23 protein-coding genes and 1 tRNA gene are annotated in these 24,795 nt (G+C 71.7%); 6 read left to right on the forward strand and 18 right to left on the reverse strand.

The genetic code is table 11. The features are described from left to right. Nucleotides 1–54 precede the first annotated feature (54 nt). The 3 genes from AB0F82_RS12510 to AB0F82_RS12520 all read right to left on the reverse strand — a co-directional run bounded on the left by AB0F82_RS12510 (nucleotide 55) and on the right by AB0F82_RS12520 (nucleotide 5,105). Nucleotides 55–1,911, reverse strand: a complete 1,857-nt coding sequence (locus AB0F82_RS12510) for a tetratricopeptide repeat protein (protein ID WP_362626251.1) — start codon at nucleotides 1,909–1,911, stop codon at nucleotides 55–57. Between the two features lie 192 nt (nucleotides 1,912–2,103). Beyond that, a tRNA-Met gene (locus AB0F82_RS12515) sits at nucleotides 2,104–2,177 on the reverse strand. Between the two features lie 51 nt (nucleotides 2,178–2,228). Next, on the reverse strand, nucleotides 2,229–5,105 hold the full coding sequence (locus AB0F82_RS12520; protein ID WP_362626612.1) for a UPF0182 family membrane protein: 2,877 nt from the start codon (nucleotides 5,103–5,105) through the stop codon (nucleotides 2,229–2,231). A 131-nt stretch (nucleotides 5,106–5,236) separates the two neighbouring features. Between AB0F82_RS12520 and AB0F82_RS12525 the strand changes: the two genes are divergently transcribed. Beyond that, entirely contained in the window at nucleotides 5,237–5,806 is a 570-nt protein-coding gene (locus AB0F82_RS12525; RefSeq protein ID WP_356813627.1) for a PPA1309 family protein, read from the forward strand. A 22-nt stretch (nucleotides 5,807–5,828) separates the two neighbouring features. On the opposite strand, the gene AB0F82_RS12530 is transcribed toward AB0F82_RS12525, so the two are convergent. From AB0F82_RS12530 to AB0F82_RS12545, 4 genes are all read right to left on the reverse strand, one after another. Beyond that, nucleotides 5,829–6,920, reverse strand: a complete 1,092-nt coding sequence (locus tag AB0F82_RS12530) for a YlbL family protein (protein ID WP_362626255.1) — start codon at nucleotides 6,918–6,920, stop codon at nucleotides 5,829–5,831. An 85-nt stretch (nucleotides 6,921–7,005) separates the two neighbouring features. Then, entirely contained in the window at nucleotides 7,006–7,221 is a 216-nt protein-coding gene (locus AB0F82_RS12535; protein ID WP_356813629.1) for a hypothetical protein, read from the reverse strand. A gap of 143 nt (nucleotides 7,222–7,364) precedes the next feature. After that, nucleotides 7,365–7,826, reverse strand: coding sequence for a molybdenum cofactor biosynthesis protein MoaE (locus tag AB0F82_RS12540; protein WP_030829262.1), 462 nt, complete (start codon nucleotides 7,824–7,826; stop codon nucleotides 7,365–7,367). Between the two features lie 101 nt (nucleotides 7,827–7,927). Continuing rightward, entirely contained in the window at nucleotides 7,928–9,106 is a 1,179-nt protein-coding gene (locus tag AB0F82_RS12545) for an SDR family oxidoreductase (RefSeq protein ID WP_362626258.1), read from the reverse strand. 193 nt (nucleotides 9,107–9,299) lie between these two features. On the opposite strand from AB0F82_RS12545, the gene AB0F82_RS12550 reads away from it, so the two are divergent. Both AB0F82_RS12550 and AB0F82_RS12555 read left to right on the forward strand, forming a co-directional pair. Continuing rightward, nucleotides 9,300–10,718: a zinc-dependent metalloprotease gene (locus AB0F82_RS12550; RefSeq protein ID WP_356813631.1), complete on the forward strand. Its 1,419-nt coding sequence runs from the start codon at nucleotides 9,300–9,302 to the stop codon at nucleotides 10,716–10,718. Next, a complete protein-coding gene (locus tag AB0F82_RS12555) occupies nucleotides 10,715–11,251 on the forward strand; it encodes an NUDIX hydrolase (protein WP_362626261.1) in 537 nt (178 codons plus the stop codon). The genes AB0F82_RS12550 and AB0F82_RS12555 overlap by 4 nt, the downstream gene beginning before the upstream one ends. Before the next feature lie 98 nt (nucleotides 11,252–11,349). Here AB0F82_RS12555 and AB0F82_RS12560 read toward each other — a convergent pair whose 3' ends face one another. The 4 genes from AB0F82_RS12560 to AB0F82_RS12575 all read right to left on the reverse strand — a co-directional run bounded on the left by AB0F82_RS12560 (nucleotide 11,350) and on the right by AB0F82_RS12575 (nucleotide 15,211). Continuing rightward, nucleotides 11,350–12,105, reverse strand: a complete 756-nt coding sequence (locus AB0F82_RS12560) for an AIM24 family protein (protein WP_356813633.1) — start codon at nucleotides 12,103–12,105, stop codon at nucleotides 11,350–11,352. A 17-nt stretch (nucleotides 12,106–12,122) separates the two neighbouring features. Then, nucleotides 12,123–12,803, reverse strand: coding sequence for an AIM24 family protein (locus AB0F82_RS12565; protein WP_030829249.1), 681 nt, complete (start codon nucleotides 12,801–12,803; stop codon nucleotides 12,123–12,125). A gap of 20 nt (nucleotides 12,804–12,823) precedes the next feature. Then, nucleotides 12,824–14,506, reverse strand: a complete 1,683-nt coding sequence (locus AB0F82_RS12570) for a TerD family protein (RefSeq protein ID WP_362626264.1) — start codon at nucleotides 14,504–14,506, stop codon at nucleotides 12,824–12,826. Between the two features lie 165 nt (nucleotides 14,507–14,671). Further along, the gene (locus tag AB0F82_RS12575; protein ID WP_356813635.1) at nucleotides 14,672–15,211 is read right to left on the reverse strand and encodes a M48 metallopeptidase family protein; all 540 of its coding nucleotides are present in this window, start codon (nucleotides 15,209–15,211) and stop codon (nucleotides 14,672–14,674) included. Between the two features lie 223 nt (nucleotides 15,212–15,434). Between AB0F82_RS12575 and AB0F82_RS12580 the strand changes: the two genes are divergently transcribed. Both AB0F82_RS12580 and AB0F82_RS12585 read left to right on the forward strand, forming a co-directional pair. Beyond that, the gene (locus AB0F82_RS12580; RefSeq protein WP_362626267.1) at nucleotides 15,435–16,589 is read left to right on the forward strand and encodes a TOMM precursor leader peptide-binding protein; all 1,155 of its coding nucleotides are present in this window, start codon (nucleotides 15,435–15,437) and stop codon (nucleotides 16,587–16,589) included. Nucleotides 16,590–16,662: 73 nt separating this feature from the next. After that, nucleotides 16,663–17,991, forward strand: coding sequence for an ABC1 kinase family protein (locus AB0F82_RS12585; RefSeq protein WP_356813637.1), 1,329 nt, complete (start codon nucleotides 16,663–16,665; stop codon nucleotides 17,989–17,991). Between the two features lie 31 nt (nucleotides 17,992–18,022). On the opposite strand, the gene AB0F82_RS12590 is transcribed toward AB0F82_RS12585, so the two are convergent. The 5 genes from AB0F82_RS12590 to AB0F82_RS12610 all read right to left on the reverse strand — a co-directional run bounded on the left by AB0F82_RS12590 (nucleotide 18,023) and on the right by AB0F82_RS12610 (nucleotide 21,869). Continuing rightward, entirely contained in the window at nucleotides 18,023–18,232 is a 210-nt protein-coding gene (locus tag AB0F82_RS12590) for a hypothetical protein (RefSeq protein WP_356813638.1), read from the reverse strand. A gap of 99 nt (nucleotides 18,233–18,331) precedes the next feature. Continuing rightward, complete coding sequence (locus tag AB0F82_RS12595; protein ID WP_356813639.1) at nucleotides 18,332–18,661, reverse strand: hypothetical protein; 330 nt, start codon at nucleotides 18,659–18,661, stop codon at nucleotides 18,332–18,334. Further along, on the reverse strand, nucleotides 18,658–19,029 hold the full coding sequence (locus tag AB0F82_RS12600) for a WhiB family transcriptional regulator (protein ID WP_030029453.1): 372 nt from the start codon (nucleotides 19,027–19,029) through the stop codon (nucleotides 18,658–18,660). The genes AB0F82_RS12595 and AB0F82_RS12600 overlap by 4 nt, the downstream gene beginning before the upstream one ends. 183 nt (nucleotides 19,030–19,212) lie before the next feature. Further along, entirely contained in the window at nucleotides 19,213–19,536 is a 324-nt protein-coding gene (locus AB0F82_RS12605; protein WP_390077765.1) for a hypothetical protein, read from the reverse strand. Between the two features lie 167 nt (nucleotides 19,537–19,703). After that, nucleotides 19,704–21,869 (reverse strand): ATP-dependent DNA helicase UvrD2, encoded by a 2,166-nt coding sequence (locus AB0F82_RS12610; RefSeq protein ID WP_362626272.1) that lies wholly within the window; start codon nucleotides 21,867–21,869, stop codon nucleotides 19,704–19,706. Between the two features lie 170 nt (nucleotides 21,870–22,039). Between AB0F82_RS12610 and AB0F82_RS12615 the strand changes: the two genes are divergently transcribed. Beyond that, on the forward strand, nucleotides 22,040–22,300 hold the full coding sequence (locus AB0F82_RS12615; protein ID WP_356813642.1) for a mycoredoxin: 261 nt from the start codon (nucleotides 22,040–22,042) through the stop codon (nucleotides 22,298–22,300). Between the two features lie 72 nt (nucleotides 22,301–22,372). Here the strand turns inward: AB0F82_RS12615 and nudC are convergent, their stop codons facing one another. Then, the gene (nudC, locus tag AB0F82_RS12620; RefSeq protein ID WP_356813643.1) at nucleotides 22,373–23,314 is read right to left on the reverse strand and encodes an NAD(+) diphosphatase; all 942 of its coding nucleotides are present in this window, start codon (nucleotides 23,312–23,314) and stop codon (nucleotides 22,373–22,375) included. A 52-nt stretch (nucleotides 23,315–23,366) separates the two neighbouring features. Further along, on the reverse strand, nucleotides 23,367–24,791 hold the full coding sequence (locus AB0F82_RS12625; RefSeq protein WP_362626276.1) for a dipeptidase: 1,425 nt from the start codon (nucleotides 24,789–24,791) through the stop codon (nucleotides 23,367–23,369). Nucleotides 24,792–24,795: the final 4 nt, after the last annotated feature.

Genomic DNA, 24,795 nt, shown 5'->3' on the forward strand with positions numbered 1-24,795 from the left:
GCCGGGGCTGGCCCAGGCCCCCGGTCCGGGCCCCGGTCCGGACCCCGGCCGGGGTCACGCCGAGAGTTCCTCCGCCAGCGCCTCGCGCAGCCGGGCGGCACGCTCCGAGACCTCCGCCGGGCCCAGTTCCATGGCGCGGGCGCACCACTTCTGGCCCTCCGCGAGGTCCCCGTGGCGGGCCGCCAGCAGGCCCAGCCGCAGGGCGGCCCGGCCGTGGCCCGCCACCGCGGCGCGGGTCCACCACAGAGCGGCCTCCGGCTCGCTCCCCTCGCGGGCCAGCAGCAGCCCCAGGTTGAACGCGCCGTTGCGGGACCCGGCCTCGGCCGCCTCCCGGTACCAGCGGGCGGCCGCCTCCATGTCACCGCGGGCGGCAGCCAGCATGCCGACGCGCACCTGGGCCCGGCGGTGCCCCAGCTCGGCGGCCCGCTCGTACCACTCCTCGCTCTCGGTGCGCGGGGCGCCGCCCACCGGCTCGCCCAACGCCGGCGGCTCCGGCGGCGGAGCCAGCGACTCCAGCAGCGCGGCCAGGCGGAACGCCGCCTCAGCGCTGCCGCCGCCCGCCGCACACCGCAGGTGCCGCTCGGCGGCCCGCTCCTCCCCGTCCCGCACCAGGGCGATGCCGACCTGGAGCGCCGCGTCGGTGTGCCCGGCCGAGGCGGCCCGCTCGTACCACTTCAGCGCCGTACGGTCCTCGTCGCGGCTGGCGAACAGGATCCCGAGGTTGAACGCGGCGTCCACGCTGCCCGCCTCGGCGGCCTTGGAGAACCACGGCTCGGCCCCTGCCGCGTCGCCGACCTGGAGCAGCATGATGGCCAGCGCGTTGGCCGCCTCGCGGTGTCCGGCGTAGGCGGCGCGCCGGTACCACTGCTCGGCCTGGGCGGTCCGGTCCTGTGCGGCGCACAGCAGAGCAAGGTTGTACGCCCCGTTTTGATCGCCCGCGTCCATGGCGGTCCGATACCAGCGCTCGGCGGTCTGGGTCTCGCCCCGCGCGGCGTGCAGCGCACCCAGGGCGTTCGCGGCGTTGCCGTCGCCGTCCTGCGCGGCCCGGTGCCACCAGGCGGCCGCGCTGTCCTCGTCCCCGGCGTCGCGCAGCAGGAAGCCGAGCGCGCACGCGGCCCGTGCCTCGCCCTGCTTGGCGGAGGTCAGGTACCAGCGCCCGGCCTCCTTCAGCTCCCCGCGCGCCTCCAGCAGCGCGCCCAGGTGCAGGGCGGCGCGCCGGTGTCCCCGGGCGGCGGCCTGCCGGTACCACTGCTCGGCCTCGGCCGGGTCGCCCTTGCGCAGGTGCCGCGCCAGCCGGTACGCGGCCTCGCGGTGGCCCTGTTCGGCAGCGGCGCGGAACCACCGCTCCACGCCCTTGTCCCCGCGGTGTTCCAGCAGGTCGGCCAGCCCGTACGCGCCCAGCGCATGGCCGGATTCCGCCGCCTGGCGCAGCCAGTACTCGGCGGCCGGCTCGTCCCCTCGCTCGCGGAAATGACGGCCCAGGGCGTGCGCGGCGGGTGCGGAACCGGCCACGGCGGCGACCCGCCACCAGCCCGCGGCCTCTTCGGGGTAGCCCCGCTGGAGCAGCAGGACGCCCAGGTTGTTGGCGGCGGCGCGGTCCCCCTCGCCGGTGGCCCCGCGCAGGTACGGCTCGGCGCCGTCCAGGTCTCCGCGGCGCAGCAGCAGCGCGCCGAGCACGCTCATGGCACCGGGGTCGCCCTTGTCGGCGGCCACCCGGTACCGGGCCTCCAGCTCGGCGTCGCTCGCCGCGTCGGTCTCGGCGAACATCTCCTGCGCGAAATCCGCATCGGTCAGTGCGGTCTGCGTGTCGGCAACGGGTGCCGACTCGTTGGCTCCTGTGCCCGCTTCGGCCTGCGCCCTCACAAACCGCCCTGTCTCCAGCAGAGTTGACCTGTCCCCCATAAATCCCATCGTCGCATCACCTGCTACCCGCGTACACCTGGTATGTCGCAGTCAGTGAGGTCACTACAGCGTTTTGTCGACATGCCCACAGTGAGGTAAGTCAAACACGCTCCTACCCCAACTCACCCGCCCCAGCTACCGCGTGTCCTCTCCGGACATGACGAAGGCCCGGATCCCATGGATCCGGGCCTTCGTTTTCAGTAGCGGGGACAGGATTTGAACCTGCGACCTCTGGGTTATGAGCCCAGCGAGCTACCGAGCTGCTCCACCCCGCGTCGGTGAAACCACAGTATCACGACGCGGGACGGAGCCTTCACCATTGATCATCAGCCGCCCGACGGAGGGGGCGTGGCCTTCGCCTCGGCTTCGATCGCCCGCTTCAGCGCGGCCTTGATCTCGTCCTGGGCCTTGCCGTAGGCCGCCCAGTCACCGGACTGCCTGGCCTTCTCGGCGTCCTCGACGGCCCGCTGCGCGTCGGCGAGGGCCGCCTTGACCGTCGGGTCCTGGTTGGTCGGGGGCGTGACGGTGCCCTCGCCCGGCGGCTGGGCCGGCGGCACCGGCGTGGTCGGGGCCTCGGCCCCGAAGACCACGTTCAGCGCCTTCTCCAGGGTGTCCTCGAAGGCGGTCTGGTTTCCGTAGGTCACCAGCACCTTGCGCAGCAGCGGGTACTTCAGGCCGGAGCTGCGGACGTACACCGGCTCGACGTAGAGCATCCCGCCGTCGAGCGGCACCGCGAGCAGGTTGCCGTACTCGATCTCCGAGTCACCACCGCGCAGCAGGCGGATGGACTCGGCGATCTTCGGTTCGGACTGGAACTTGCTCTGCACCTGGCCGGGGCCGTCCGGCGGCTTGCTGGTCGGCATCTTCAGGATTCTGATCTTGCCGTAGTCCGGGGTGCCCGGATCGGCGTTGACCGCCATGAAGGCGCTCAGGTTCGGCCGCTCGTTCGGCGTGAACGTCGTGGTGAGGGAGAAGACCTGGTCCTTCTCCTTCTGGCCCGGCATCTTCATCGACAGGTAGTACGGCGGAACCGCCGTACCGGCCTTGGTCGTCGGGTCGTCCGGGACGGCCCAGGCCTCACTGCCGCTGAGGAAGGTCTGCGGGTCGGTGACGTGGTACCGGGTCAGCAGCTCGCGCTGGACCTTGAAGAGGTCCTGCGGGTAACGGAGGTGGTCCATGAGCGGCTTGTCGATCGCGCTCTTGGGCTTCACCGTGCCCGGGAACGCCTTCATCCAGGTCTTCAGGACCGGGTCCTCGGTGTCCCACTGGTACAGGTCGACCGAGCCGTCGTACGCGTCGACGGTGGCCTTCACCGAGTTGCGGATGTAGTTGACCTGGTTCTCCTGGGCGACCACCGCGCGCTGGCTGTTGGTCAGCGAGTCCGCGGTGCTCTGGCCCAGCGTGGTGCGCGAGGCGTACGGGTAGCCGTTGGTCGTCGTGTACGCGTCGACGATCCACTTGATCCGGCCGTCGATCACGGCCGGGTACGGAGCCCCGTCGATCGTCAGCCACGGCGCGACGGCTTCGACGCGCTGCTTGGGCGTGCGGTTGTAGAGGATGCGGGAACCGTCGCCGATGGCACCCGAGTACAGGATCTGCGGCTCGCTGAAGGTCAGCGCGTAGGCGGCCCGGTTGACCGGGTTGCCCAGGTTGACACCGGAGTCGCCCTGGTAGCTGGTCTCCTTCTCACCCTTGTCGTCGGAGTAGTCGAGCTCCTTCTGCGGACCGCCGACGATCGAGTACTGCTTCGTCTGCTCGCCGTAGTAGATGCGCTGCTCGAACTCCGTGCCGAACATCCCCTTGGACGGGAGGTCGGACTGGGTGAAGTCGGGGGCGCCGTCCTTGACCGAGGTGCCCTTGGCCGCGACCACGCCGTAGCCGTGCGTGTACTTGAAGTGGTCGTTGATCCAGTTGTTCTTCGGGATGCCGCCGATGTTCAGCTCGCGCAGCCCGATCACGGTGTCCTGGCCGCTGTACCGGTCCACGGCGAGCGTGGAGGGGAAGGCGTAGTAGCCCTTGACCTGCTGGAGCTGCTGGAAGGCCGGCGAGACGATGTTCGGGTCGAGGATGCGGATGCTGGCCGTGGTGTCGGCCTGCGGCCGCAGCTTGCCCCGGTCCTCCGTCTGCGGGGCCCCCGGGTAGTCCGTGACCTCGGAGCCGGCGATCCCGTAGGCGTCGCGCGTGGCCTTGATGTTCTTCTGGACGTACGGCGATTCCTTGGCCTGCTCGTTCGGCTGGACCTGGAACTTCTGCACGATCGCCGGGTAGAGCCCGCCGATCAGGATCGCGGAGAGCACCATCAGGCCGAAGCCGATCACCGGCAGCTGCCAGGTGCGGCGCCACAGCGTCGCGAAGAACAGCACGGCGCAGATCGCGGCGATGGCCACGAGGATCGTCTTCGCCGGCAGGTACGCGTTGGCGTCGACGTACCGCAGGCCCGTCCAGTTGTCGGCGGCCTTGAAGTCGCTGGACTTCACGGCCAGCCCGTACCGGTCGAGCCAGTACGCGACCGCCTTGAGCGTCACGAAGAGGCCCAGCAGCACCGAGAGGTGCCCGGTCGCGGCCGCGGTGGCCCGGGCGCCCGGGCTGGTCACGCGCAGTCCGCCGTAGAGGTAGTGCACGACGGTCGCGGCGATCACCGACAGGACGACGGCGGCGAAGCCGAAGCCGAGCAGGAAGCGGTACCAGGGCAGGTCGAAGGTGTAGAAGGACACGTCCATGTGGAACTGGGGGTCCTTCGTGCCGAAGGGCACCCCGTTCACGTACATGAGCCAGGTCTTCCACTGACCCGCCGCCGACGCTCCGGCGATCAGGCCGACGAGCACCGAGATGCCCAGCAGCAGCCACTTCTTGTACGGGGCGATGCTCATCCGGTAGCGGTCGAGGCTCTGCTGCTCCATCGACATCGCGCTGAGTGGCGGCCGCAGCCGGTGCGCCAGCCAGATGTTCAGCCCGACCGCACCCGTCATCAGCAGGCCGAAGACGGCAAAGAGGCCGATCTTGGTCCACAGCGTGGTGGTGAAGACGGTGGAGTACTTCACGGAGCGGAACCAGAGCCAGTCCGTCCAGAAGCCGGCGAACATGATGAAGAGCATGGCCAGGACGGCCAGCACGCCCAAAGTCATGAGGAGAGTGCGTGCTCGCCGGGAGGGGCGGCCGACTCTCATCCGTGGCCCGGAAGGGCCTCCGCCGCGGTCCGGCATCTGGAAAGCCAAGGTGCGCACCTCGAAAGTCGCTGAGTACTGGTATTGAACGGACCCCCGATCGTAGAGCCCATTCATGCAACTTACTGAGGCTCCGGTCAGTTCCCGGTATACGGCGGAAAGGAGGCAGGATGTTGTCCATGTCCAACGTTTCGCCTTCCCCCGGCACCCCCATGGCGGCCAGCCCGCTGACCCGCGCCTGCCTCGAGATCGACGAGTACGCGGCAGGCCTCGGCTGGGACAAGCCCGCGCGGCTGTTCGCGCTGGTCGACACCGCCCGGCTCAAGAAGCAGGAGCCGCGCCTGGCTTCGCAGCTCGGCCTCGACAAGGACGACGCCGGCAAGAGCTCCCTCACCCCGATCGAGCAGGACACCGTCCCGTCCGGGACCCCGCTCGACAAGTTCCTCGGCACCATCGCCTGGCCCGACGCCGTCGTCGGCTGTGCGCTGACCGTCGAGCGCCTCATGCTGCCGCCGTCCGCGGAGGCCTCCGTACCCGAGGGCCTGAACGACAAGCAGCTGGCGAAGTGGGTCGCCGGACACCCGGAGCGGCAGGAGGTCCGCCTCACGGTGGCCGTGCTGCGCGACGGCTCGCGCGAGTCCGCCGTACGGCTGCGCGAGAAGGACTCCTCGACGGAGGTTCTCACCGGCGGGGGCCTGGTGCCCGGCCTGGCCGAGGCACTGGCGGCGACCTTCGCCTAGGCGGTCGGGGCGGGCGGACCGGTCAGGGCTTGGCGCTGCACTGCGGCAGCCCGGCCGTGTCCCCCTTGCTGATCTTCTCCAGCGACTTCGTGGCGTCGTCGATGGTGGAGACCTTCACCAGCGTCAGTCCGTCGGGCACGTTGGAGGCGGCGGAGGCGCAGTTGTCGGCGGGCGTCAGGAAGTACTCGGCGCCGGCCTTGCGGGCGCCGATGGTCTTCATCTGGATGCCGCCGATCGGACCGACCTTGCCGGCGTCGTCGATGGTGCCGGTGCCCGCGACGAACTTCCCGCCGGTCAGGTCCTTCGGGGTGAGCTTGTCGACGATGCCGAGGGCGAACATCAGCCCGGCGCTCGGGCCGCCGACGTCGGCGAGCTTGATGTCGATCGTGAACGGGAAGGTGTGGTCGCTGCCGGCCCGGATGCCGACGATGGCACGGCCGTCGCCCTCCGCCTTGCCCGCGGTGATCGTGACCTTGGAGGTGCCGGCCGGCTCGCGGCCCGCCTTCGCGGCAGCGGCGGCATCGGCCGCGGGCACGATGGTGAACTCGACCGGTTCGCCGGGCTTGTGCCTGGTGACGAGCTTGGCCACGTCCTCGGGGGCGGTGACCGGAGCGCCGTCCACGGCCTTGACCACGTCACCGGCGTGCAGCTTGCCCTCGGAGGGGCTGTCCTTGACGACCGTGGCGACGATCACGCGGGCGGTGACCGGGATGCCGACCTGCTTGAGGGCCGCGACCTTGGCGCTCTGCTGCGACTGGCTGAACTCCTCGGCGTTCTCCTGGGTGGACTCCGCGTCGGTCTTGCCGTTCGGGTAGAGGTTCTCGTGCGGGACGACGATGTTGTCGCCGGCCAGCCATCCGTAGACGGCCTCCAGCAGGTTCATCTCGTAGTCGGCGCCCGTGACGCGGACCGTCGTCATGTTGAGGTGGCCGCTGGTCGGGTACGTCTTGCGTCCCGAGATGTTGAGAACGGGCTCGCCGTGCGAGTCCCCGAGCGTGTTCACGGTCGGGCCCGGGCTCATCTCGGAGTACGGGACCTTCATGAACACTCCTGCGCAGAGCAGCGCGAACAGCACCAGGGTGGAGGCGAGCATCGTCGCGGTGCGGCGTGGCATGGATCCGACAGTACGGGACGGCACTGGCGAGCGGCCCTCGGGGCCGGTCCGTAGGGTCTTCGTGCGCGAAACTCTCAGCGGAATCTCAGACGGCGTCGGAGGCGGAGGCCGCCTCGGCCTTGGCCCTCGTCCGATCGGCATTGCCGTGACCCTGGCCGTTGCCCATGGCTTCACGGAACCGTGCGTAGCCCGCGAGCTCGGATATGTCGCCCTGCGTGCGGTCACGCGCCGCCCAGCTGCCCCATATCGCCGCACCGATCGCGGCGAACAGCGGAATCAGCAACCACGCCAGAGATGCCATGGGCGTGTCTCCCTACCCCGAAGTGCGTTTCGTTGGTGGCTTCAACGCTCGTGCCCGTGAGGGGGTTACGCAAATCGAGGGCGTGTTGCGCGGCCGAACGGGTGTGAGGCTACCCGTCGGCCACCGCCGCTGCGCGGCCGGGGTCAGCAGGCCCCGACCCACTCCTCCGAGCCGTCCGAGAAGGTCTGGTGCTTCCAGATCGGCACCTCGTGCTTGAGGTCGTCGATCAGCATCCGGCAGGCCTCGAAGGCCTCCCCGCGGTGGGGGCAGGAGACGGCCACGACCACGGCCAGGTCACCGACGGCGAGGTCGCCCACGCGGTGCACGGCGGCCAGGGCGCGGACCGGGTACTTGGCCACGACGCGCTCGGCGATCCGGCGCATCTCGGCCTCGGCCGTCGGGTGGCAGGAGTAGCCGAGCGAGTCGACGTCCGCCCCGCCGTCGTGGTTGCGCACCGTGCCGACGAACAGCGTCGTGCCGCCCGTGGCGTCGTCGCCGACGGCCCGGAAGACCTCGTCGATCGAGAGCGGGGTGTCACGGATCTCGAGCAGCCGGACGGGGTCCTGGGCGGCCTGCTCGCCGGGGTGGTCGAAGTGCGGTGCCATACCGTCCATCGTGCCCTAGCCGCTGACAGGGCGAAATAGCTGATTCGCCCGGCCCGCGGTCCCCGCCTTGGGAGCCTCCTACAGGACCCGGCGGCCCGGGATCAGATCCCGCGCCGCTTGCGGGCCAGGCGGACCGCCGCGGCCGCGCCCAGCAGGGCGACCGTCGCGCCCGCCGCACCGGCGGCCGTGGCGGCGTCCCTGCGGCCGAGCCGGCGTCCGGCGACCGTGTGGCGGCCCGCGACCTCCTGGAGGAGCTCGGCGAGGACCTCCTCGTTGGTCCAGCGCGGACGCCAGCCCGCCGCGTGCAGCCCGCTGACGCTCACCACCCAGGGGTGCATCGTGTACGCGAGGTCTCCGGCCGGGGACGGGGTCAGCCCGATGCGGTGCAGGCGGGCCGCGGCGCCCAGCGCCACCGCCGAGGGCAGCTCCATGCGGCGGATGCCGCTCAGCTCCTCGACCTCCTCCTGTTCCAGCCATCCCTCGCAGCCCACGGCCAGCTCGCCCTCGACCTTCTCCAGGGCCGCGTACTCCAGGGCGCTGACCAGGTCTTCCACGTGGCAGAACTGCCAGGTGGGGCGGGAGCCCGCGACCACGAGCAGGCGCGGGGACTCGAAGTACCGGGTCAGGGCGGTGTCGGTGCCGCCGACCAGGACCGCGGGGCGGACCACGGTGACGTTGAGGCCGGGGTGTGCGCGGGGGGCCCGGCGGCCGAGCCGCTCGATCTCCAGCAGGTCGCCGACGCCGGTCGCCTCGGCGGTGGCCCGCAGCTCGGAGTCCTCCGAGAGCGGGATGTCGTTGTCGGGCAGGGCCCCGTAGACCATCGCGGAGGTGCAGAGTACGACCCGGTGCACACCGGCCGCGGCGGCCGCCGTGAGGACGGTCTGGGTCCCGCGCACGTTGTACGCCGTACGGGCGGCGGGGTCCGTCTCCAGGTCGAGGTCGAGGGCGAGGTGGACCACGACGTCCGCCCCGCGCAGTTTCTCGGCGATCGCGGGGTCCCGTACGTCGAGGACGTGCCACTGCGCGGCCGCGCAGTCCCCGCGCCGCTCGTCGATGGCGACGACCTGCTTGACCTCGTCGGAGGCGGCCAGGCGGCTCACGAGGGCCGCGCCGACGCCCGTGGCGGCGCCGGTCACGGCGATCACCGGGCTGTGCCGACGGGGGCCTTCGGGGTTTCGCGGCTGGCGAACGCCGGGGGCGCCGTCACCGTGCTCGGGGCGGTCTTCGTCCTGCGTCGCGCGGCTGCGCTTATCCGAAACGTGCGGATCTGGGGAACTCACCGGGCGTCTCCAGCGGTTGTCTTCAGTAGGGACGCGCCGTGACGCGTACCGACCAGGTGATGTCCATCCTGCCGCAGCCCAGGAGCCGGCGGAGCACCGAGCCCGGATGCGGGCCGCGGTGTCTACGCTGGGTGGTGTTGTCTGACCGTTGCCCGCCGGCCCCCGCCGGCGGCCCTACGAGCCGAGGAAACCCGTGAGCGACACCCCATTCGGATTCGGCCTTCCGCCGGAGGAGCCGGACAACGGCGACGAAGGCAAGAAGAAGGGCGACCAGGGCGGTCAGGGCGGCCCCGCGAATCCCTTCGGGTTCCCCGGCATGGGGCTGCCGGGCGCCGGTGGCCCCGGCGGCGCGGACAATCCGTTCGCCGCGATGTTCGGTTCGATGAACCCGAACGACCTCGGTGCGGCCTTCCAGCAGCTCGGCCAGATGCTCAGCTACGAGGGCGGTCCCGTGAACTGGGACATGGCCAAGAACATCGCCCGCCAGACCGTCGCTCAGGGCACGGCGGACGGCGTGAAGGACACGAGTGTCGGCATCGCCGAGAAGTCGGCCGTCGAGGAGGCCGTGCGCCTGGCCGACCACTGGCTGGACGGCGTGACCTCGCTGCCCTCGGGTGCCACCACGGCCGTGGCGTGGAGCCGCGCCGAGTGGGTGGAGGCCACCCTTCCGGTGTGGAAGGAGCTCGTGGACCCGGTCGCCGAGCGCGTCGGCGCGGCCATGGGCGGCGTGCTGCCCGAGGAGATGCAGGCCATGGCGGGCCCGCTGCTGGGCATGATGCGCTCCATGGGCGGGGCGATGTTCGGCCAGCAGATCGGCCAGGCCGTGGGCACGCTCGCGGGCGAGGTCGTCGGCTCGACCGACATCGGGCTGCCCCTGGGCCCGGCGGGCAAGGCCGCGCTGCTCCCGCTGAACATCGCGGGCTTCGGCAAGGACCTGGGCGTGCCCTCGGACGAGGTGCGGCTGTACCTGGCGCTGCGCGAGGCGGCGCACGCCCGGCTGTTCGCGCACGTCCCCTGGCTGCGCTCGCACCTGTTCGGAGCCGTCGAGGGCTACGCCCGCGGCATCAAGGTCGACACCTCCAAGCTGGAGGACGTGGTCGGGCAGCTCGACCCGTCCAACCCGGAGCAGCTCCAGGAGGCACTCCAGGGCGGCATGTTCCAGCCGGAGGACACCCCCGAGCAGAAGGCGGCCCTGGCCCGCCTGGAGACGGCGCTCGCGCTGGTCGAGGGCTGGGTCGACGCAGTGGTGCACGAGGCCGCCAAGCCGCGGCTGACCTCGGCGGACGCCATGCGGGAGACCATGCGCCGGCGGCGCGCCTCGGGCGGCCCGGCGGAGCAGACCTTCGCGACGCTGATCGGCCTGGAGCTGCGCCCGCGCAGGCTGCGGGACGCCTCCCGCCTGTGGGCCTCGCTCACCGACGCGCGCGGTGTGGACGGGCGCGACGGGCTGTGGGAGCACCCGGACATGCTGCCGACGGCCACCGACCTGGACGACCCGGACGGCTTCGTGCACCGCGAGCAGCTGGACTTCTCCGAGATCGACAAGATGCTCGGCGAGGCCGCCGAAAAGCGTGGGCAGCAGGGCGACGACGAAGGCGAAGAGACGAAGTGAGCCTGCACGAAGACGCGGTCCTGGTCCTGAAGGGCTACGAGGACCAGACCGAGCTGCGCGATCTGTACCTGGAGCACCTGAACGCCCACCCCGACGGGGTCTACAAGCCCTGCGGGGCGGGCCACCTCACGGCCAGCGCGCTCGTGATCGACCCGGTGCGCGAGCGCGTACTGCTGACCCTGCACAAGAAGCTGGGCATGTGGCTGCAGATGGGCGGGCACTGCGAGGACGGTGACGCGACGCTGGCGGAGGTGGCGCTGCGCGAGGGCCGCGAGGAGTCGGGCATCGAGCGGGGCCTGACCCTGGTGCCCGGCGGCCCGGTGCGCCTGGACCGGCATCCGATCCCGGCGCCCTGCAACTGGCACCTGGACGTGCAGTACGCGGCGCTGGCCCCGGCCGGGGCCGTGGCGGAGATCAGCGACGAGTCCCTCGACCTGCGCTGGTTCCCGTACGAGGAGGTGGCCTCGGTGGCCGACACCTCGGTCGTCCTGCTGCTGGAGGCGACCTTGTCGCGCCTCGCCGCCGAGGGCTGAGCCAGCGGGCTGATTCAAGGGCTGCCCGGAGCGTGCGGGCTGCCCGGAGCACAACGAAGGGGCGGTCCCTCGCGGGCCGCCCCTTCCGCCGTCCCGGATCAGTTCCAGGCGTTGTTCTGGTTCTGGGCGTGGGCACCGTGCTGGCCCACGCCGAACTGCGCGGCGACGCCCTGTCCGATCTGGGCGTTCTGCGGCGGCAGCGCCTCACTGGGCTGTACCAGCGCGATGCCGGTGCCGAGGAAGCTCAGCTCCCAGCCCTCGCCGGTGTTGCCGCGGCGCCGCCAGACGCCGCTGGAGTGCGTCTGGGCCTGCATCTGCACCCGCAGCGAGGTGGACCAGGCGACGATGGCGTCCGCATCGACGTTGACGTACTTGTCGGGCGTGACGTGCATCATCAGCGGCTGCCCGGAGGTCATCAGGGCGACCTTGCCGCGGCCGGAGATGTTGAGCTGGTACTTGCCGGACCCGGAGATTCCGTACTGGCTGTCCACCGCGATGACCTCGGTGTGCAGGGTGGAGTCCAGGGCCAGGACGTAGCTGCTGTCGACCGTGAGGCCCTCCTGCTCCACGTCCACGACGTGGACGTACTGGGCCAGGTTGGCGAGGTAGACCGTGCCCTGCCCGGAGCAGCGCATGAGGTCCAGGCCCTCGCCGGTACGGCGGCGGGCGCCCCGCTGGCTGCTGCTCTGGTACTCGCCGTCGAAGTCGATGAGCCCCTGGTAGGCGACCATCGCGCCCTTGCGGGCGAGTACGTCGTCGGAGCCGGTCAGCGAGACCCGCAGCAGCTGCGGGTTCTGGACGGTGTACCGGTCCTGGGACTGCGCCTCGGCGTGTGCGAAAAGTGCGCTCTGCATGATGTGTCCGCTCCCCCTCAGCCCCGGGCCCGGAGCCGGTCGGTGCTGTCCTCGCTGGGCTGTACGACGACGATGCCCTGGCCTGAGAAGGCCATCTGGTAGGCCTCTCCGCTGCCCCGGCCGAGCATCGACGAGGCCTTGAAGCTGCGCTTGCCCTTGACCTTCAGGTTCGGCGACCAGGCGACGAGCGCGTCGGGGTCTACGTACGTCTCGTCCTCGCCGCGGCCGCAGTCGACCACGATCGGGGTGCCGCGCGAGGTCAGGGCGACCCAGCCGGTGCCCGCGACCTCGACGTTGAACAGGCCCTGACCGGCGAACTTCGCCAGGCCCTTGACCCGCTCGACGCCCCACTGGAGGTGCGCGTCGAAGGCGAGCAGGTTGGTGCCGTTGACCGACAGCGAGTCGTTGTTGAGGTTGATGACGACGACGTCGGCGCCGTAGTCGGCGAGGTACAGGAGGCCGTCACCGGTGCACTTCATCAGGGGTGCGCCCTCGCCCGTGACCCACTGCGAGGCCATCTGGCGGACGGCCGGCGGGTTGGGCTCGTACTGCACGAAGCCCTCGTAGGCGACCATCGAGCCGGTGCGGGCGAAGAGGTCCTGGCCGCTCTGCATGGCGACCTTGAGCATGGACCGCCCGTGGTTCTCCATGCGGGCCGTGACGGGGGTCGGGGCGAAGCCCGCGAGCTGCTGGTTCATTGCGTTCATGTCGGGCTCCCTCAGACCTCGTACGGCTGGACGACGATGAAGTTGCCGGGGGCGCCGCGGAACTGGAGGTTCACGGTCTCCCCGCTGTGGCCGGGGTAGGCGTTGCGCCGCAGCCGGACCTGGCTGGAGAGGATCACCTGGGAAGCGGCCGACCACGCCACGATGGCGTTGCTGTCCGCGAAGGTGGTCGGGGTGACGGGCAGCACCACCGGGACGCCGTGGGTCTTGACGATCACCGTGCCGGTGCCCTGGAACTGCATGGTGAACAGGGCGCCACCGGGGATGCCGTGGCCCTCGATCCGGCGGACCTCGTGCTGGAGGGACTCGTCGAAGGCGAGGACGTTCTCCGCGGAGACGCAGATGGCGTCGCCCTGGAGCTCGATGGCGTGCAGGTGCGCGCCGTTCTCCGCGAGGAAGACCTGGCCGCGGCCGGTGCAGCGCATGAGCTGCATTTCCTGGCCGGTGGCGTTGCCGACGATGCGGCCGGCGAAGCCGGCGCCCTTGTAGCTGAAGTCGACCTTGCCCTGGTACAGGACCATGCTGCCCTGGCGGGCGAGGACGGCCTGGCCGCCCATCGACAGGTCGACGCGCATGAGCTGCTGGTTCTGCGGGGTCCAGCGGGAGCCGGTCGGGGCCTCCTTGTACGGCTGGAGGGCCGCGGCGAGGCCGGCCGCGGGGGCGGCGGCCTGCGGGGCGTAGCCCGGCTGCTGGCCGGGCATCTGGCCCGGGACCTGGCCCGGGACCTGGCCGAAGGAGGGCTGCTGCCCGTGGCCACCGGGGGCCGGGGCGGGCGGCGGCACCTGGCCCGGGTACTGCCCGGGGACCTGGCCGTAGGAGGGCTGCTGCGGCGGCTGGCCGTAGGGCGCGGGCGCCTGCGGGGCGAGGGGCGCGGCCATCGTCGGCGCGGCGTGCACCGGGGCCGGGGCCGCGGGCTGCTGGTACTGCGGCGGCTGGTGAGCCGCGGGCGCGGGGGCCGGGGCGGGCGCGCCGAAGGACGGGGCGGGGGCGGCCGGGGCGGGCGCGCCGAAGGACGGGGCAGGAGCCGGGGCCTGCGGGGCCGGAGCGGGGGCCCCGAAGGACGGGGCCGGAGCCGGGGCGGCCGCCTGCGGGGGCGGGGCGAAGCCGGGGGCGCCGGCCGCCGGGGCCTGCTGCTGCGGCTGCTCCTCCTCGGCGACCTCGCCGCCGAAGTTCTTCAGGAGGGCGTCGAGTCCGCCGTCGAAGCCCTGGCCAACGGCGGCGAAGCGCCACACGTCCTTCAGGTAGAAGTCGCCGAGCATGACGGCCCGTTCGGTGCTGAACTCCGCGCCGGTGAAGGCGTACCGGACGACCTCTTCGCCGCCGGCCACGATCCGGATGTGGCCCGGCCCGATCTGCGACATCTGTCCGGCACCGTCGATGGTGGCGGTGAAGGACAGCTTGTGGATGGACGCCGGAACGCGGTCCAGGGTCACTCGGAAGGATTCCGTGTCACCGGCCTGCGCGCCGAGCAGCTGAATGGACTCTTCCGGCGACTTCGGCTGGTTGAAGAAGACGAAGTAGCGGTCGTCCGAGAGCTGTTCATTGGCGTCGAGGCCGAAACAGCTGATGTCGAAGGTGAGCCCGGGGCCGGCGATCTGGACGCCTACGTACAGATCGGTGCCCGCCGTGAGATCACTGACCTTGGCCTTGTGGCCGCGTTGGAATTCCCTTGCCATACGTAACGACGTCCCCCATCCCGACTGAGCTTTTCGTGCCGCTCAGGCTAACGGCATCTGCCGACATCCGGCCAAGCCGGTACCAAGCCGGTACACATCACACTGTGTGACATGACGGGGTGGTGGTCCGGGCGCCGGCTGGCCCGGCCGCTCCGGTCGGCGGGGTCATTCCTCGCGGGCGGTGGGCACCTTCGGCAGGCGCTCGGCCGCCACCACGCCCTCCAGGTAGCCGCGGGCCCGCTCGGTGCGCGGGTACGCCTCCAGCAGTTCCCAGAAGCGGGGCCCGTGGCCGGGTACGAGGAGGTGGGCCAGTTCGTGCAGGAGTACGTAGTCGACCACGTACTCCGGCATGCCCTGGAGGCGGTGCGAGAGCCGGATGCTGCCCTCGGCCGGGGTGCAGGAGCCCCAGCGGGTGTTCTGGTTGGTGACCCAGCGGACCGAGCGGGGGCGGGCGCGGCCGTCGAAGTACTGCTCGGACAAACGCTCGGCGCGTTCGGTGAGTTCCGCGTCCCCGAGGGTGCGTTTGCTCTCCTGCGCGGCCAATTTCTCGAGCATGACGCCCACCCAGCGCTGCTCCTCGGCCTCGGACATCCGGGCAGGGATGAGGACGACCGTACGGTCACCCTCGCGATAGGCGGATACGGTCCTGCGGCGGCGCGCGCTCCGGCGGACTTCGACGGCGCGCTGCGGGGGGTCGGCGGACACGCCACGACGTTACCCGGTGCCGGTGGCGGAAGTCCCGCTCGTCCGGGGTTCGAACACGGGCGGTTCGGCGCCGGTTTCCGACGCGGCAATGCTCTTCATCTCATATGCCGAATACCTCCTGCCTGTGGACAAATTACTGCACGGATTCCGGCGGAGGGGCACTGTTGCCGGGGAGCGGGAAATACGGCGGTGCGAGTCCGCACGGACAGGGAGGGGGTCGGACATGTTTCCGAGGGTGAAGCCGGCGCTGGCGCGGGCCTGGCGGGATCTGCAGACGGTGCAGTTCGGGGTGACGCCGGCGCATGCGGTGGTGCTGGGGCCCGTGGACACGGCGACGGGCGCGCTCATCGATCGGATCGACGGGACGCGGGGGATGGATTTGCTGCGGGCCGAGGCCGCGCGGATGGGGTTGCCGGACGGCCTGGCCGACGCCCTGGTCAGACGGCTGGCCGGGGCCGGCCTGCTCGACGACTCCTCGGCGGGCGGCCCGCGGGCGCAGGCCGTGCGCAGGCATCCGGAGACCCTGGAGCGGCTGGGCCCGGACCTGGGTTCGCTCTCGCTGGTCCACCGGGAGCCCGGCGGGGACCTGCGGGGGATCGCCGCGCGCCGGGCGATACGGGTCCGGGTGCGCGGGAGCGGCCGGGTGGGCGCCGTGATCGCGGCAGTCCTGGCGGGAGCGGGCGTGGGGCGCGTCGAGGTGCTCGACGGGGGCCGGGTGGAGCCGGCGGATGTGGCGCCGGGCGGCCTGGGGACCGCGAGCGTGGGCCGGATGCGGGCCGAGGCCGCGGCGGCCACGGTCCGCTCCGCGGCCCCGGGTCCCGGCCCGCGGGCCGGAGAGGAGGAGGGTCCGGAGCCGGGGCTGGCCCTGGTGGTGGTCGCGCCCCGGGACGGGCTGCACGCGTGGGCCCCAGATCCGGACACCGCGGCCGACTGGGTCGCCTCGGGCACTCCGCACCTGTACGCGGGGGTGCTGGAGGGCACGGGTCTGGTGGGGCCGCTGGTGCTGCCGGGCACGACGGCGTGCGCGGGGTGCATGGAGCGCGACCGCGTGGACGGGGACGCGGCCTGGCCGAGGATGCTCGTGCAGTGGCGCTCGTCCCACCGCCGCCGCGGGAGCGCATCCTGCGACCTGGGCCTGTCCACGGCGGTGGCCGGGCTGGCCGCCGCCCACGCGCTCGCCTTCCTCGACGGCCAGCTGCCGGCCTCCACGGGATCCCGCTGGGAGGCGGCCCTGCCCACCCTCCACTGGGAGTCCGCTCCGGTCCGCCCGCACCCCGACTGCCCCTGCGGGGCGGCCTCGGAGTCCATGGAGCGGCTCCGGCCGGCGGGTCAGGCCCCCCTGAGAGGATCGGGAGCGAGCCCGCCGGGAGGGCCGTGACAGGATGCTTCGGGACCGAGAGTTCTGCCGAACCGCCGCTTGCGGCGCAGCTGTCTGGGATTTGGAGGGGCGCATGTCTGATCTTCCCCGGAAGGCGGTCACCCGTACCGTCAAGCTGGCCGCGCTGCCACTCGGCATCGCGGGTCGGGTCACATGGGGGCTGGGCAAGCGGATCGGGGGCAAGTCGGCGGAGATCGTGGCGCGCGAGCTCCAGCAGCGCACCGCCGAGCAGTTGTTCCGGACCCTGGGTGAACTGAAGGGCGGTGCGATGAAGTTCGGGCAGGCCCTGTCGGTCTTCGAGTCGGCGCTGCCCGAGGAGGTCGCGGGGCCCTACCGGGCGGCGCTGACCAAGCTCCAGGAGGCGGCTCCGCCGCTGCCGACATCGACGGTGCATCAGGTGCTGGCAGACCGTCTCGGTGCGGACTGGCGGGAGCTGTTCGAGGAGTTCGAGGACAAGCCGGCCGCGGCCGCCTCGATCGGACAGGTACACCGGGCGGTGTGGCACGACGGCCGGCAGGTAGCGGTCAAGGTCCAGTACCCGGGGGCCGGGGAGGCTCTGCTGTCGGACCTGAAGCAGCTGGGCCGGTTCGCGGGGCTGCTGGGTCCGCTGGTCCCCGGCATGGACATCAAGCCGCTGATCAAGGAGTTGCGCGACCGGGTGTCGGAGGAGCTCGACTACGAGCTGGAGGCCGAGGCCCAGCGGACGCATGCGGACGCCTTCGTGGACGACCCCGATGTGATCGTCCCTGATGTGGTGCACCAGGGCGACCAGGTGCTCGTGACCGAGTGGCTGGACGGGACCCCGCTGTCGGAGGTGATCGCCGACGGCACCGAGGAGGAGCGCGACCGCGCCGGGCAGCTGCTGGCCCGGTTCCTCTTCTCCGGCCCCGCCCGCACCGGGCTGCTGCACGCCGACCCTCACCCGGGCAACTTCCGGCTGATACCGGGTGCGGACGGCCGGATGCGGCTGGGCGTGCTGGACTTCGGCACGGTCGACCGGCTTCCCGGCGGCTGGCCCAAGCCCATCGGCAGGTCCTTGCGGATGACGCTGGACGGCGATGCCGAGGGGGTCTACGGCCACCTGTGCGCCGAGGGGTTCGTGAAGGAATCCGTCGAGCTGGACCCGGACGCCGTGCTGGACTACCTGAAGCCGATCATCGAGCCCGCGGAGGCGGAGGAGTTCACCTTCACCCGGCCGTGGCTGCGCGGTCAGGCGGCGCGGATCGCCGATCCCCGCTCCCCCGCGCACCAGTTGGGCCGGCAGATCAACCTGCCGCCTTCGTACCTGCTGATCCACCGGGTGACGCTGAGCACCATCGGGGTGCTGTGCCAGCTGGGGGCGACGGTGCGGCTGCGCGAGGAACTGGACACCTGGCTGCCCGGGTTCACCTCCGCCGAGTGAGGTCCCAGGGGGTGTCCCGCCCCCGGGGAGATCACCACCAGGAGGAGTCGAGCCTGCCTTCGATCGCCCTGAGGTTGGCGCGGGCGCATTCGACGCAGAAGTACTCTCTGGTCCCGTTCTCCACCGAACAGGTCCAGGTGGGCGGGACTCCGCCGGGGGACTGTGTGCCGCAGCGCGCGCAGACGACGACGGGCTGGGCCTCGGATCCCGACGGGTCGGGCTGGGGTGTCGGCTGGTCCACCTGCCGACGATACCTCCGGCAGGAGTGCACGGCCCTGCGCAACGCACCGGGGGGACCGGTCCGTTCGGACCGGTCCCCCCGGAATGCTGCTTTCAGCTCTTAGTGCATGACGGCCATGGCCAGCGCACGCCGGGCGCGCATCGAGACGCGCTCGGCTCGCCGCTGCATGCGGCGGGCGGCGACCAGGCGCACGGCGTGACGCTCGGCGTCCACCTCACGCATGAGCTCGTCCATATGGGCACGAGCCAGGGCTTCTGGGATGAGTTGCATTTCGCGGGTCCTGTTCTGACGCGAGGTGATCGCGCCGGTGGTGATGAAGTCTGCGTGGGCGGCGCCGTGGGGCTGCTCGCTCGTGGTGTGGGCGGTCATGAGGGCCTGCTTCAGGGGGTCGTGCGTCAGGGGGCGGTCGATGGTTCCGATGGCGGTCATGCCGAGACAACCGGGTTCTTGCGCGGACGGCCACGGGGACGCTTCCGGGCTACGACGACACCCTGGACGAAGAGCTCGCCACCCCAGACACCCCAGGGCTCGCGGCGCTCGACCGCTCCGGCGAGGCAGGCCTCGACCAGCGGGCAGGTGCGGCAGAGGGACTTGGCGTACTCGACGTCGGCCGGGGACTCGGCGAAGAAGACCTCGGGGTCGAAGGTACGGCAGGGAACCGGGACGCCCAGGTTCTCGATGGCGTCGTCGAGCGCGGTCAGCGCGGTGAGCGGGGTCAAGGTGTGGTCCTCCGGGACTGCGGGCGGGGAGATCGTCTGGGTCTGAGGTACGGACGGGGCGTGCGCTTCGAGTTGCACGGTGTTTTCTTCCTCGTCTTGTTCGGCTAGTCGTTCCGGCCGGTCGGCCGGGTTCGGCTGGTACCTGGTTCTGCCAGTCCCGAGGCCCCTTCTCTGTCGTAGCCCCCGGTCGGGGACAAACAGAAGGGCCGCGGATCCCGGGTGGGGTTCCGCGGCCCTGAAGGCGCCGGCCTGATCATGCGATCAGGCTGGATCACTCCAGGGTTCGAGCCCACGGAAGGCCCACATCAGGTGGTGCTGCTGCTTCGTCTGCTTCTTCAGGGATCCGGCACCGGCCGCGGCGGCGAATCCATAGGCGCCATGCGCCTGCGCTTCTGCTGCCAGTACTGCCACCGGTGCCTGGGTCGGTCGCTCATTGCGCTCGCTGACCGCAAGGGTCGCGAGCAGGGCGGGGCGGTCGGCGGAAATCGCGGACGCACCGGCACCCAGAGCAGAGACGGAACCGAGCAGGCAGGAGGCATCGACCGAGCGATCGGTCATCTTGGTGAAGGTCATGAAGCTGGTCACTGGTCTCGCCTCCTCTCGGCGTCTCGGGGACCCGGCCCGAGGGCCTGTCCCATACGTATTCGGATAAGTACAGCACGGATCCAGGGCTTCGGAGAAGCCACCGTTTCCGTTGCTAAGAACCTATGGGTCTTCGCTGGGCATGTGCAAACTATTTTTCCGACGAGTTTCTACGCGTCGTCAGAATCCTCACCCCCAGGGTCCTGACCTGCACAGATGGCCAGGACATCGGCTCCGTACCGGTCAAGCTTACGAGCACCCACTCCGGAGATCATCGCGAGCTCCCCCGCCTCGGAGGGCGCGGCCTCCGCGATCGCCATCAGCGTCTTGTCCGTGAAGACGCAGTAGGCGGGCAGGCCCTGCTCCTTCGACTGGGCGGCTCGCCAGTCCCGCAGCCGCTCGTAGAGACCCTCGTCCATGTCGGACGGACAGTCCTCGCAGCGCATCAGCTTCAGCTCGCCGGCCTCGGTCAGCGTCCTGCCGCAGACCCGGCAGAGCACCGGGCCGCGGCGGCCGCGCGGCCGCGGCGGCCGCTCGCCCGCGGAGCCCGGCCGGTTCCCCGGGGCCGCGGAGCCCGGCCGCAGGCCGTTCAGGAAGCGGCTGGGGCGTCGGGAGGCCCTTCCCCCGGGGGCGCGCGAGAGCGCCCAGGAGAGGGTCAGGTGCAGCCGGGCCCGGGTGACGCCGACGTAGAGCAGCCGGCGCTCCTCCTCGACCTGGTCGTCGGTCTTGGCGTAGGTGATCGGCAGCATGCCGTCGGTGAGACCGACGAGGAACACCGCGTCCCACTCCAGGCCCTTCGCCGCGTGCAGCGAGGCCAGGGTTACGCCCTGGACGGTCGGGGCGTGCTGGGCGGCCCTGCGCTCGTCCAGCTCGACCGTGAGGTCCGCCAGGGTGGCCCCGGGCCGGGTGCGGGCGAAGTCCTCGGCGAGCCGGAGCAGCGCGGCCACCGACTCCCACTGGTCGCGCACGGCGCCGGAGCCGGCGGGCGGCTCGGTGGTCCAGCCGGTGGAGCTGAGCACCGCCCGGACCTGGGAGCCCAGGTCGACGATGTCCTCCAGCAGCGGGTCGTTCCCGCCGGAACGGGCCGCTCCGCGCAGGGCGAGGATGGCCTTCTGGACCTCCTGCCGCTCGAAGAAGCGCTCGGCGCCGCGCAGCTGATACGGAACCCCGACGTCGGCGAGGGCCTGCTCGTAGACCTCGGACTGGGCGTTGATGCGGAAGAGCACGGCGATCTCGCCCGCCGGGACGCCCGCGGCGATCAGGTCACGGATGCGGCGGGCCACGCCCTCGGCCTCGGCGGGCTCGTCGGTGTACTCCGCGTACACCGGGTCGGGGCCGGACTCGCGCTGGGAGACCAGCTCCAGGCGGTGCTCGGCGGCCCGCCCCTTGGCCTGGTTCAGGAGGCCGTTGGCGAGGTGCACCACCTGGGGGGTGGAGCGGTAGTCGCGGACCAGCTTGACCACGGTGGCCTGCGGGTAGCGCGTGCGGAAGTTCAGCAGGTGGTCGGGGGTGGCGCCGGTGAAGGAGTAGATGGTCTGGCTGGCGTCGCCGACGACGCAGAGGCTGTCGCGCTCGCCGAGCCACAGGTCGAGCAGCCGCTGCTGGAGCGGGCTGACGTCCTGGTACTCGTCGACGACGAAGTGCTGGTACTGGGTGCGGATCTGCTCGGCGATGTCGTGGCGGTCCTGGAGGATGCCGACCGTCAGGAGCAGCACGTCCTCGAAGTCGATCATTCCGCGGTCGCGCTTGAGCTGTTCGTACGTCCCGTAGATCTGGGCGATCTCGGCCATGTCCCGGGGTGCCTCGCGGCCCGCCTTGAGGGCGGCCGCCGGATAGTCGGCGGGCACCGTCTGGGTGACCTTGGCCCACTCGATCTCGCCGGTGACGTCGCGCAGCTCGCCGCGGTCGAGCCGGATGCGGCAGCGGGCGCCGGCCTCGGCGACGAACTGGACCTTGCGTTCGAGCAGCCGGGGCACGTCCCCGCCGACGGCCTTGGGCCAGAAGTACTGGAGCTGGCGCAGGGCGGCGGAGTGGAAGGTCCGGGCCTGGACGCCGCCCGCGCCGAGCGCGCGCAGCCGGCCGCGCATCTCGCCGGCGGCCCGGTTCGTGAAGGTGACGGCGAGCACGCTGGCCGGCATGAGCTGGCCCGACCGGACCCCGTAGGCGATCCGGTGGGTGATCGCACGGGTCTTGCCCGTACCGGCTCCGGCCAGCACGCACACCGGTCCGCGCAGGCTCGTCGCGACCTCGCGCTGCTCCGGGTCGAGGCCCTGGAGCACCGCGTCGGCCGAGTCCGCTGCGGCGGTGAAGGATGAGGAGTGCGTTGCTGCTGTCACTCCGCCATGCTGCCAGGTCTCGTGAGCCGGGCGGGAAATCTGTCCACAGGCATCACAGATACGTCATATCAGTCACACCGGCGGTGTGGACGTGCACGCACGGGAATGGCCGCGGAATCGCGTACGTTCGAGTACTCGGACCACCGAGCCTTCACGAAGGAGAGCGCAGCATGCAGGAGACGGGCACCGTCACGATGTACAGCACGACCTGGTGCGGCTACTGCCGTCGGCTGAAGACCCAGCTGGACCGGGAAGGCATCGCGTACAACGAGATCAACATCGAGCTCGACCCGGAGTCCGCGGCGTTCGTCGAGAAGGCCAACGGCGGGAACCAGACCGTGCCCACCGTGCTCGTGACGTCCGCCGCCGGCAACGAGTCCGTCATGACCAACCCGAGCCTCGCCCAGGTCAAGCAGGCCCTCGCCGTCTGAGCGGCTCCCGCGTCCGCGGAAGGCCCCCGCCCTCCCGGGCGGGGGCCTTCCGCGGTCACGGAGTGACGAACGTTACGCCGCGGCCTTCGGCAGCGGCTCGCCGTACCAGAGCTCGACCAGCCGCGCGGCGATGGAGATGCCCGACGGGGGCAGCACCTCGCCCGACTCGAACGCCGCGCGCAGCTCGTCCCGGGAGAACCAGCGGGCCTCCTGGATCTCCTCGCCGTCCACGGTGATCTCGGAGCTGGTGGCGCGGGCGTTGAAGCCCAGCATCAGGCTGTAGGGGAAGGGCCACGGCTGGCTGGCCACGTACTCGACCTGTCCGACCCTGACGCCCGCCTCCTCCCACACCTCGCGGACGACGGACTGCTCGATCGACTCCCCCGGCTCGACGAACCCGGCGAGCGTCGAGAAGCGGCCCTCCGGCCAGTGCACCTGGCGGCCCAGCAGCGCGCGGTCGTACTCGTCGGTGACCAGCATGATCACGGCCGGGTCGGTGCGGGGGTAGTGCTCGGCGCCGCATCCCGGGCAGCGCCGGATGTGCCCGGCCGCCGCGACGACCGTGCGATCCCCGCAGCGGGAGCAGAAGCGGTGCATCCGCTGCCAGTTCTCCAGCGCCACCGCGTTGACCATCAGTCCGGCGTCGCGGTCGTTCAGCAGCAGTCCGGCCTCGCGCAGGCCGGCCGGGCGGGCCGACTGGTCCATGCGGCCGGGCAGCGCGTCCTTCTGCAGCGCGAAGTACCGTACGCCGTCCTCGTCCGTGCCCAGGAAGTAGCGGTGGGTCTCGGTGACCGGGGCCTCGAAGGCCGGGGTCATCACGATGCCGGTGCCGCCGTCGGGGGTGTCGTCGATCAGGACCTGGCCGCCGGAGACGACGAAGACGCGGGTCGTCGGGTGGCTCCAGGCGGCGGCGAGCCATGCCTCGTCGAGGCGGTGGTGCGCGGAACGGTCGATGCCGCTGGGCGCGGTGAGCGACAGAGGCCGCTCGGTATGGGTGCTCACTGGTACTTCCAACTCCCCCGGTGGTGGGACAGGCAGGCTCGGTACGACAGGTGTGTGCGCCGGGTCAGGCGGGTGTGCGGGGCGTGCGGTGGGCGTGGAGTCCGGCGGCCAGGTCCCCCCAGAGGTAGGCGGCCGTCTCGACGCCCTTGAGCAGCAGGTCCAGCTCGACCTTCTCGTTCGGTGCGTGCCAGCCGTCGGACGGCACCGAGATGCCGAGGAACAGCACGGGCGCACCCAGGACGTCCTGGAGGTCGGCGGCGGGTCCGGATCCTCCCTCGCGGGTGAAGCGGATCTTCTGGCCGAAGGCGCGACCCATGGACCGGACGACGGCCTGCAGGGCCGGGTGGTCCAGCGGGGTCAGGCACGGGCGGGTCGGTGCGCCGAAGGTTGTGCAGTGGCGGATGCCGTCCGGGATCCGGGCCGCGACCCATTCCCTGACGGCCGCCTCGACCTCGTACGGGTCCTGTCCGGAGACCAGGCGGAACGACAGCTTCACGTGGGCGGAGGAGGGCACGATGGTCTTCCCGCCGGGGCCCTGGTAGCCGCCGCCGATGCCGTTGACCTCGGCCGTCGGTCGGGCCCAGACGCGCTCCAGGGTGCTGTACCCGGCCTCGCCGGCGGCCGCGTGGGACTTGGCCGTGCGCAGCCACTCGGACTCGTCGAACGGCAGCTCGGCGATGAGCGCGCGCTCGGCGTCGGTGAGTTCGGTGATGCCGTCGTAGAAGCCGGGGACGGTGACGCGGCCTTCGTCGTCGTGCAGGGCGGCGACCAGGCGGGCGGCGGCGGTGGCCGGATTGGGCACGGCTCCGCCGAAGGCGCCGGAATGGATGTCCTGGTCGGGGCCGTGCAGGTCGATCTCGCAGTCGGCGACGCCGCGCATGCCGGTGCAGACGGTGGGGGTGGTCTCGGACCACATGCCGGTGTCGGAGACGATCACGACATCGGCGGCGAGTTCGCCGGCGCGGCTCTCGACGAGCTCGCGGAAGTGGGCGGAGCCGGACTCCTCCTCGCCCTCGACGATCAGCTTGAGGTGCACGGCGGGGGCAGCGGCTCCGGTGGCCGCCAGGTGTGCCCGCACGCCCAGCGTGTGGAAGAACACCTGGCCCTTGTCGTCGGCGGCGCCGCGCGCGTACATCCGGCCGTCGCGGACCACCGGCTCGAACGGGTCGGTGTCCCAGCCGTCGGCGAGGGCGGCGGGCTGCACGTCGTGGTGGCCGTACACGAGGACGGTCGGGGCGTCGGGGTCCTCGCTCGGCCAGTGCGCGTAGACGGCGGGAGCGCCGTCGGTCTCCCAGACCTCGGCGACCGGGAACCCGGTCTCCTTGAGCTTCCCCGCGAGCCATTCGGCGCTGCGGCGTACGTCGTCCGCGTGCTCGGGCTGGGCCGAGACGGAGGGGATGCGCAGCCACTCGGCGAGGTCGTCGAGGAACGCGGCGCGGTGGGTGTCGATGTACGTGCGGACGACGCTGTCCGGCTGGGTGTCGCTCATGCCC

This window comes from Streptomyces virginiae (assembly GCF_040638905.1).
Lineage (GTDB): Bacteria > Actinomycetota > Actinomycetes > Streptomycetales > Streptomycetaceae > Streptomyces > Streptomyces virginiae_B.

Coding starts and splice junctions, on each gene's coding strand:
- AB0F82_RS12525 (WP_356813627.1), top strand. CDS start 5,237: ATGTTGTCCATGTCCAACGTTTCGCCTTCCCCCGGCACCCCCATGGCG.
- AB0F82_RS12585 (WP_356813637.1), top strand. CDS start 16,663: ATGTCTGATCTTCCCCGGAAGGCGGTCACCCGTACCGTCAAGCTGGCC.
- AB0F82_RS12560 (WP_356813633.1), bottom strand. CDS start 12,105: ATGCAGAGCGCACTTTTCGCACACGCCGAGGCGCAGTCCCAGGACCGG.
- AB0F82_RS12565 (WP_030829249.1), bottom strand. CDS start 12,803: ATGAACCAGCAGCTCGCGGGCTTCGCCCCGACCCCCGTCACGGCCCGC.
- AB0F82_RS12540 (WP_030829262.1), bottom strand. CDS start 7,826: ATGGCACCGCACTTCGACCACCCCGGCGAGCAGGCCGCCCAGGACCCC.
- AB0F82_RS12510 (WP_362626251.1), bottom strand. CDS start 1,911: ATGGGATTTATGGGGGACAGGTCAACTCTGCTGGAGACAGGGCGGTTT.
- AB0F82_RS12535 (WP_356813629.1), bottom strand. CDS start 7,221: ATGGCATCTCTGGCGTGGTTGCTGATTCCGCTGTTCGCCGCGATCGGT.
- AB0F82_RS12520 (WP_362626612.1), bottom strand. CDS start 5,105: ATGCCGGACCGCGGCGGAGGCCCTTCCGGGCCACGGATGAGAGTCGGC.
- AB0F82_RS12570 (WP_362626264.1), bottom strand. CDS start 14,506: ATGGCAAGGGAATTCCAACGCGGCCACAAGGCCAAGGTCAGTGATCTC.
- AB0F82_RS12595 (WP_356813639.1), bottom strand. CDS start 18,661: ATGACCGCCATCGGAACCATCGACCGCCCCCTGACGCACGACCCCCTG.
- AB0F82_RS12615 (WP_356813642.1), top strand. CDS start 22,040: ATGCAGGAGACGGGCACCGTCACGATGTACAGCACGACCTGGTGCGGC.
- AB0F82_RS12530 (WP_362626255.1), bottom strand. CDS start 6,920: ATGCCACGCCGCACCGCGACGATGCTCGCCTCCACCCTGGTGCTGTTC.
- AB0F82_RS12625 (WP_362626276.1), bottom strand. CDS start 24,791: ATGAGCGACACCCAGCCGGACAGCGTCGTCCGCACGTACATCGACACC.
- AB0F82_RS12580 (WP_362626267.1), top strand. CDS start 15,435: ATGTTTCCGAGGGTGAAGCCGGCGCTGGCGCGGGCCTGGCGGGATCTG.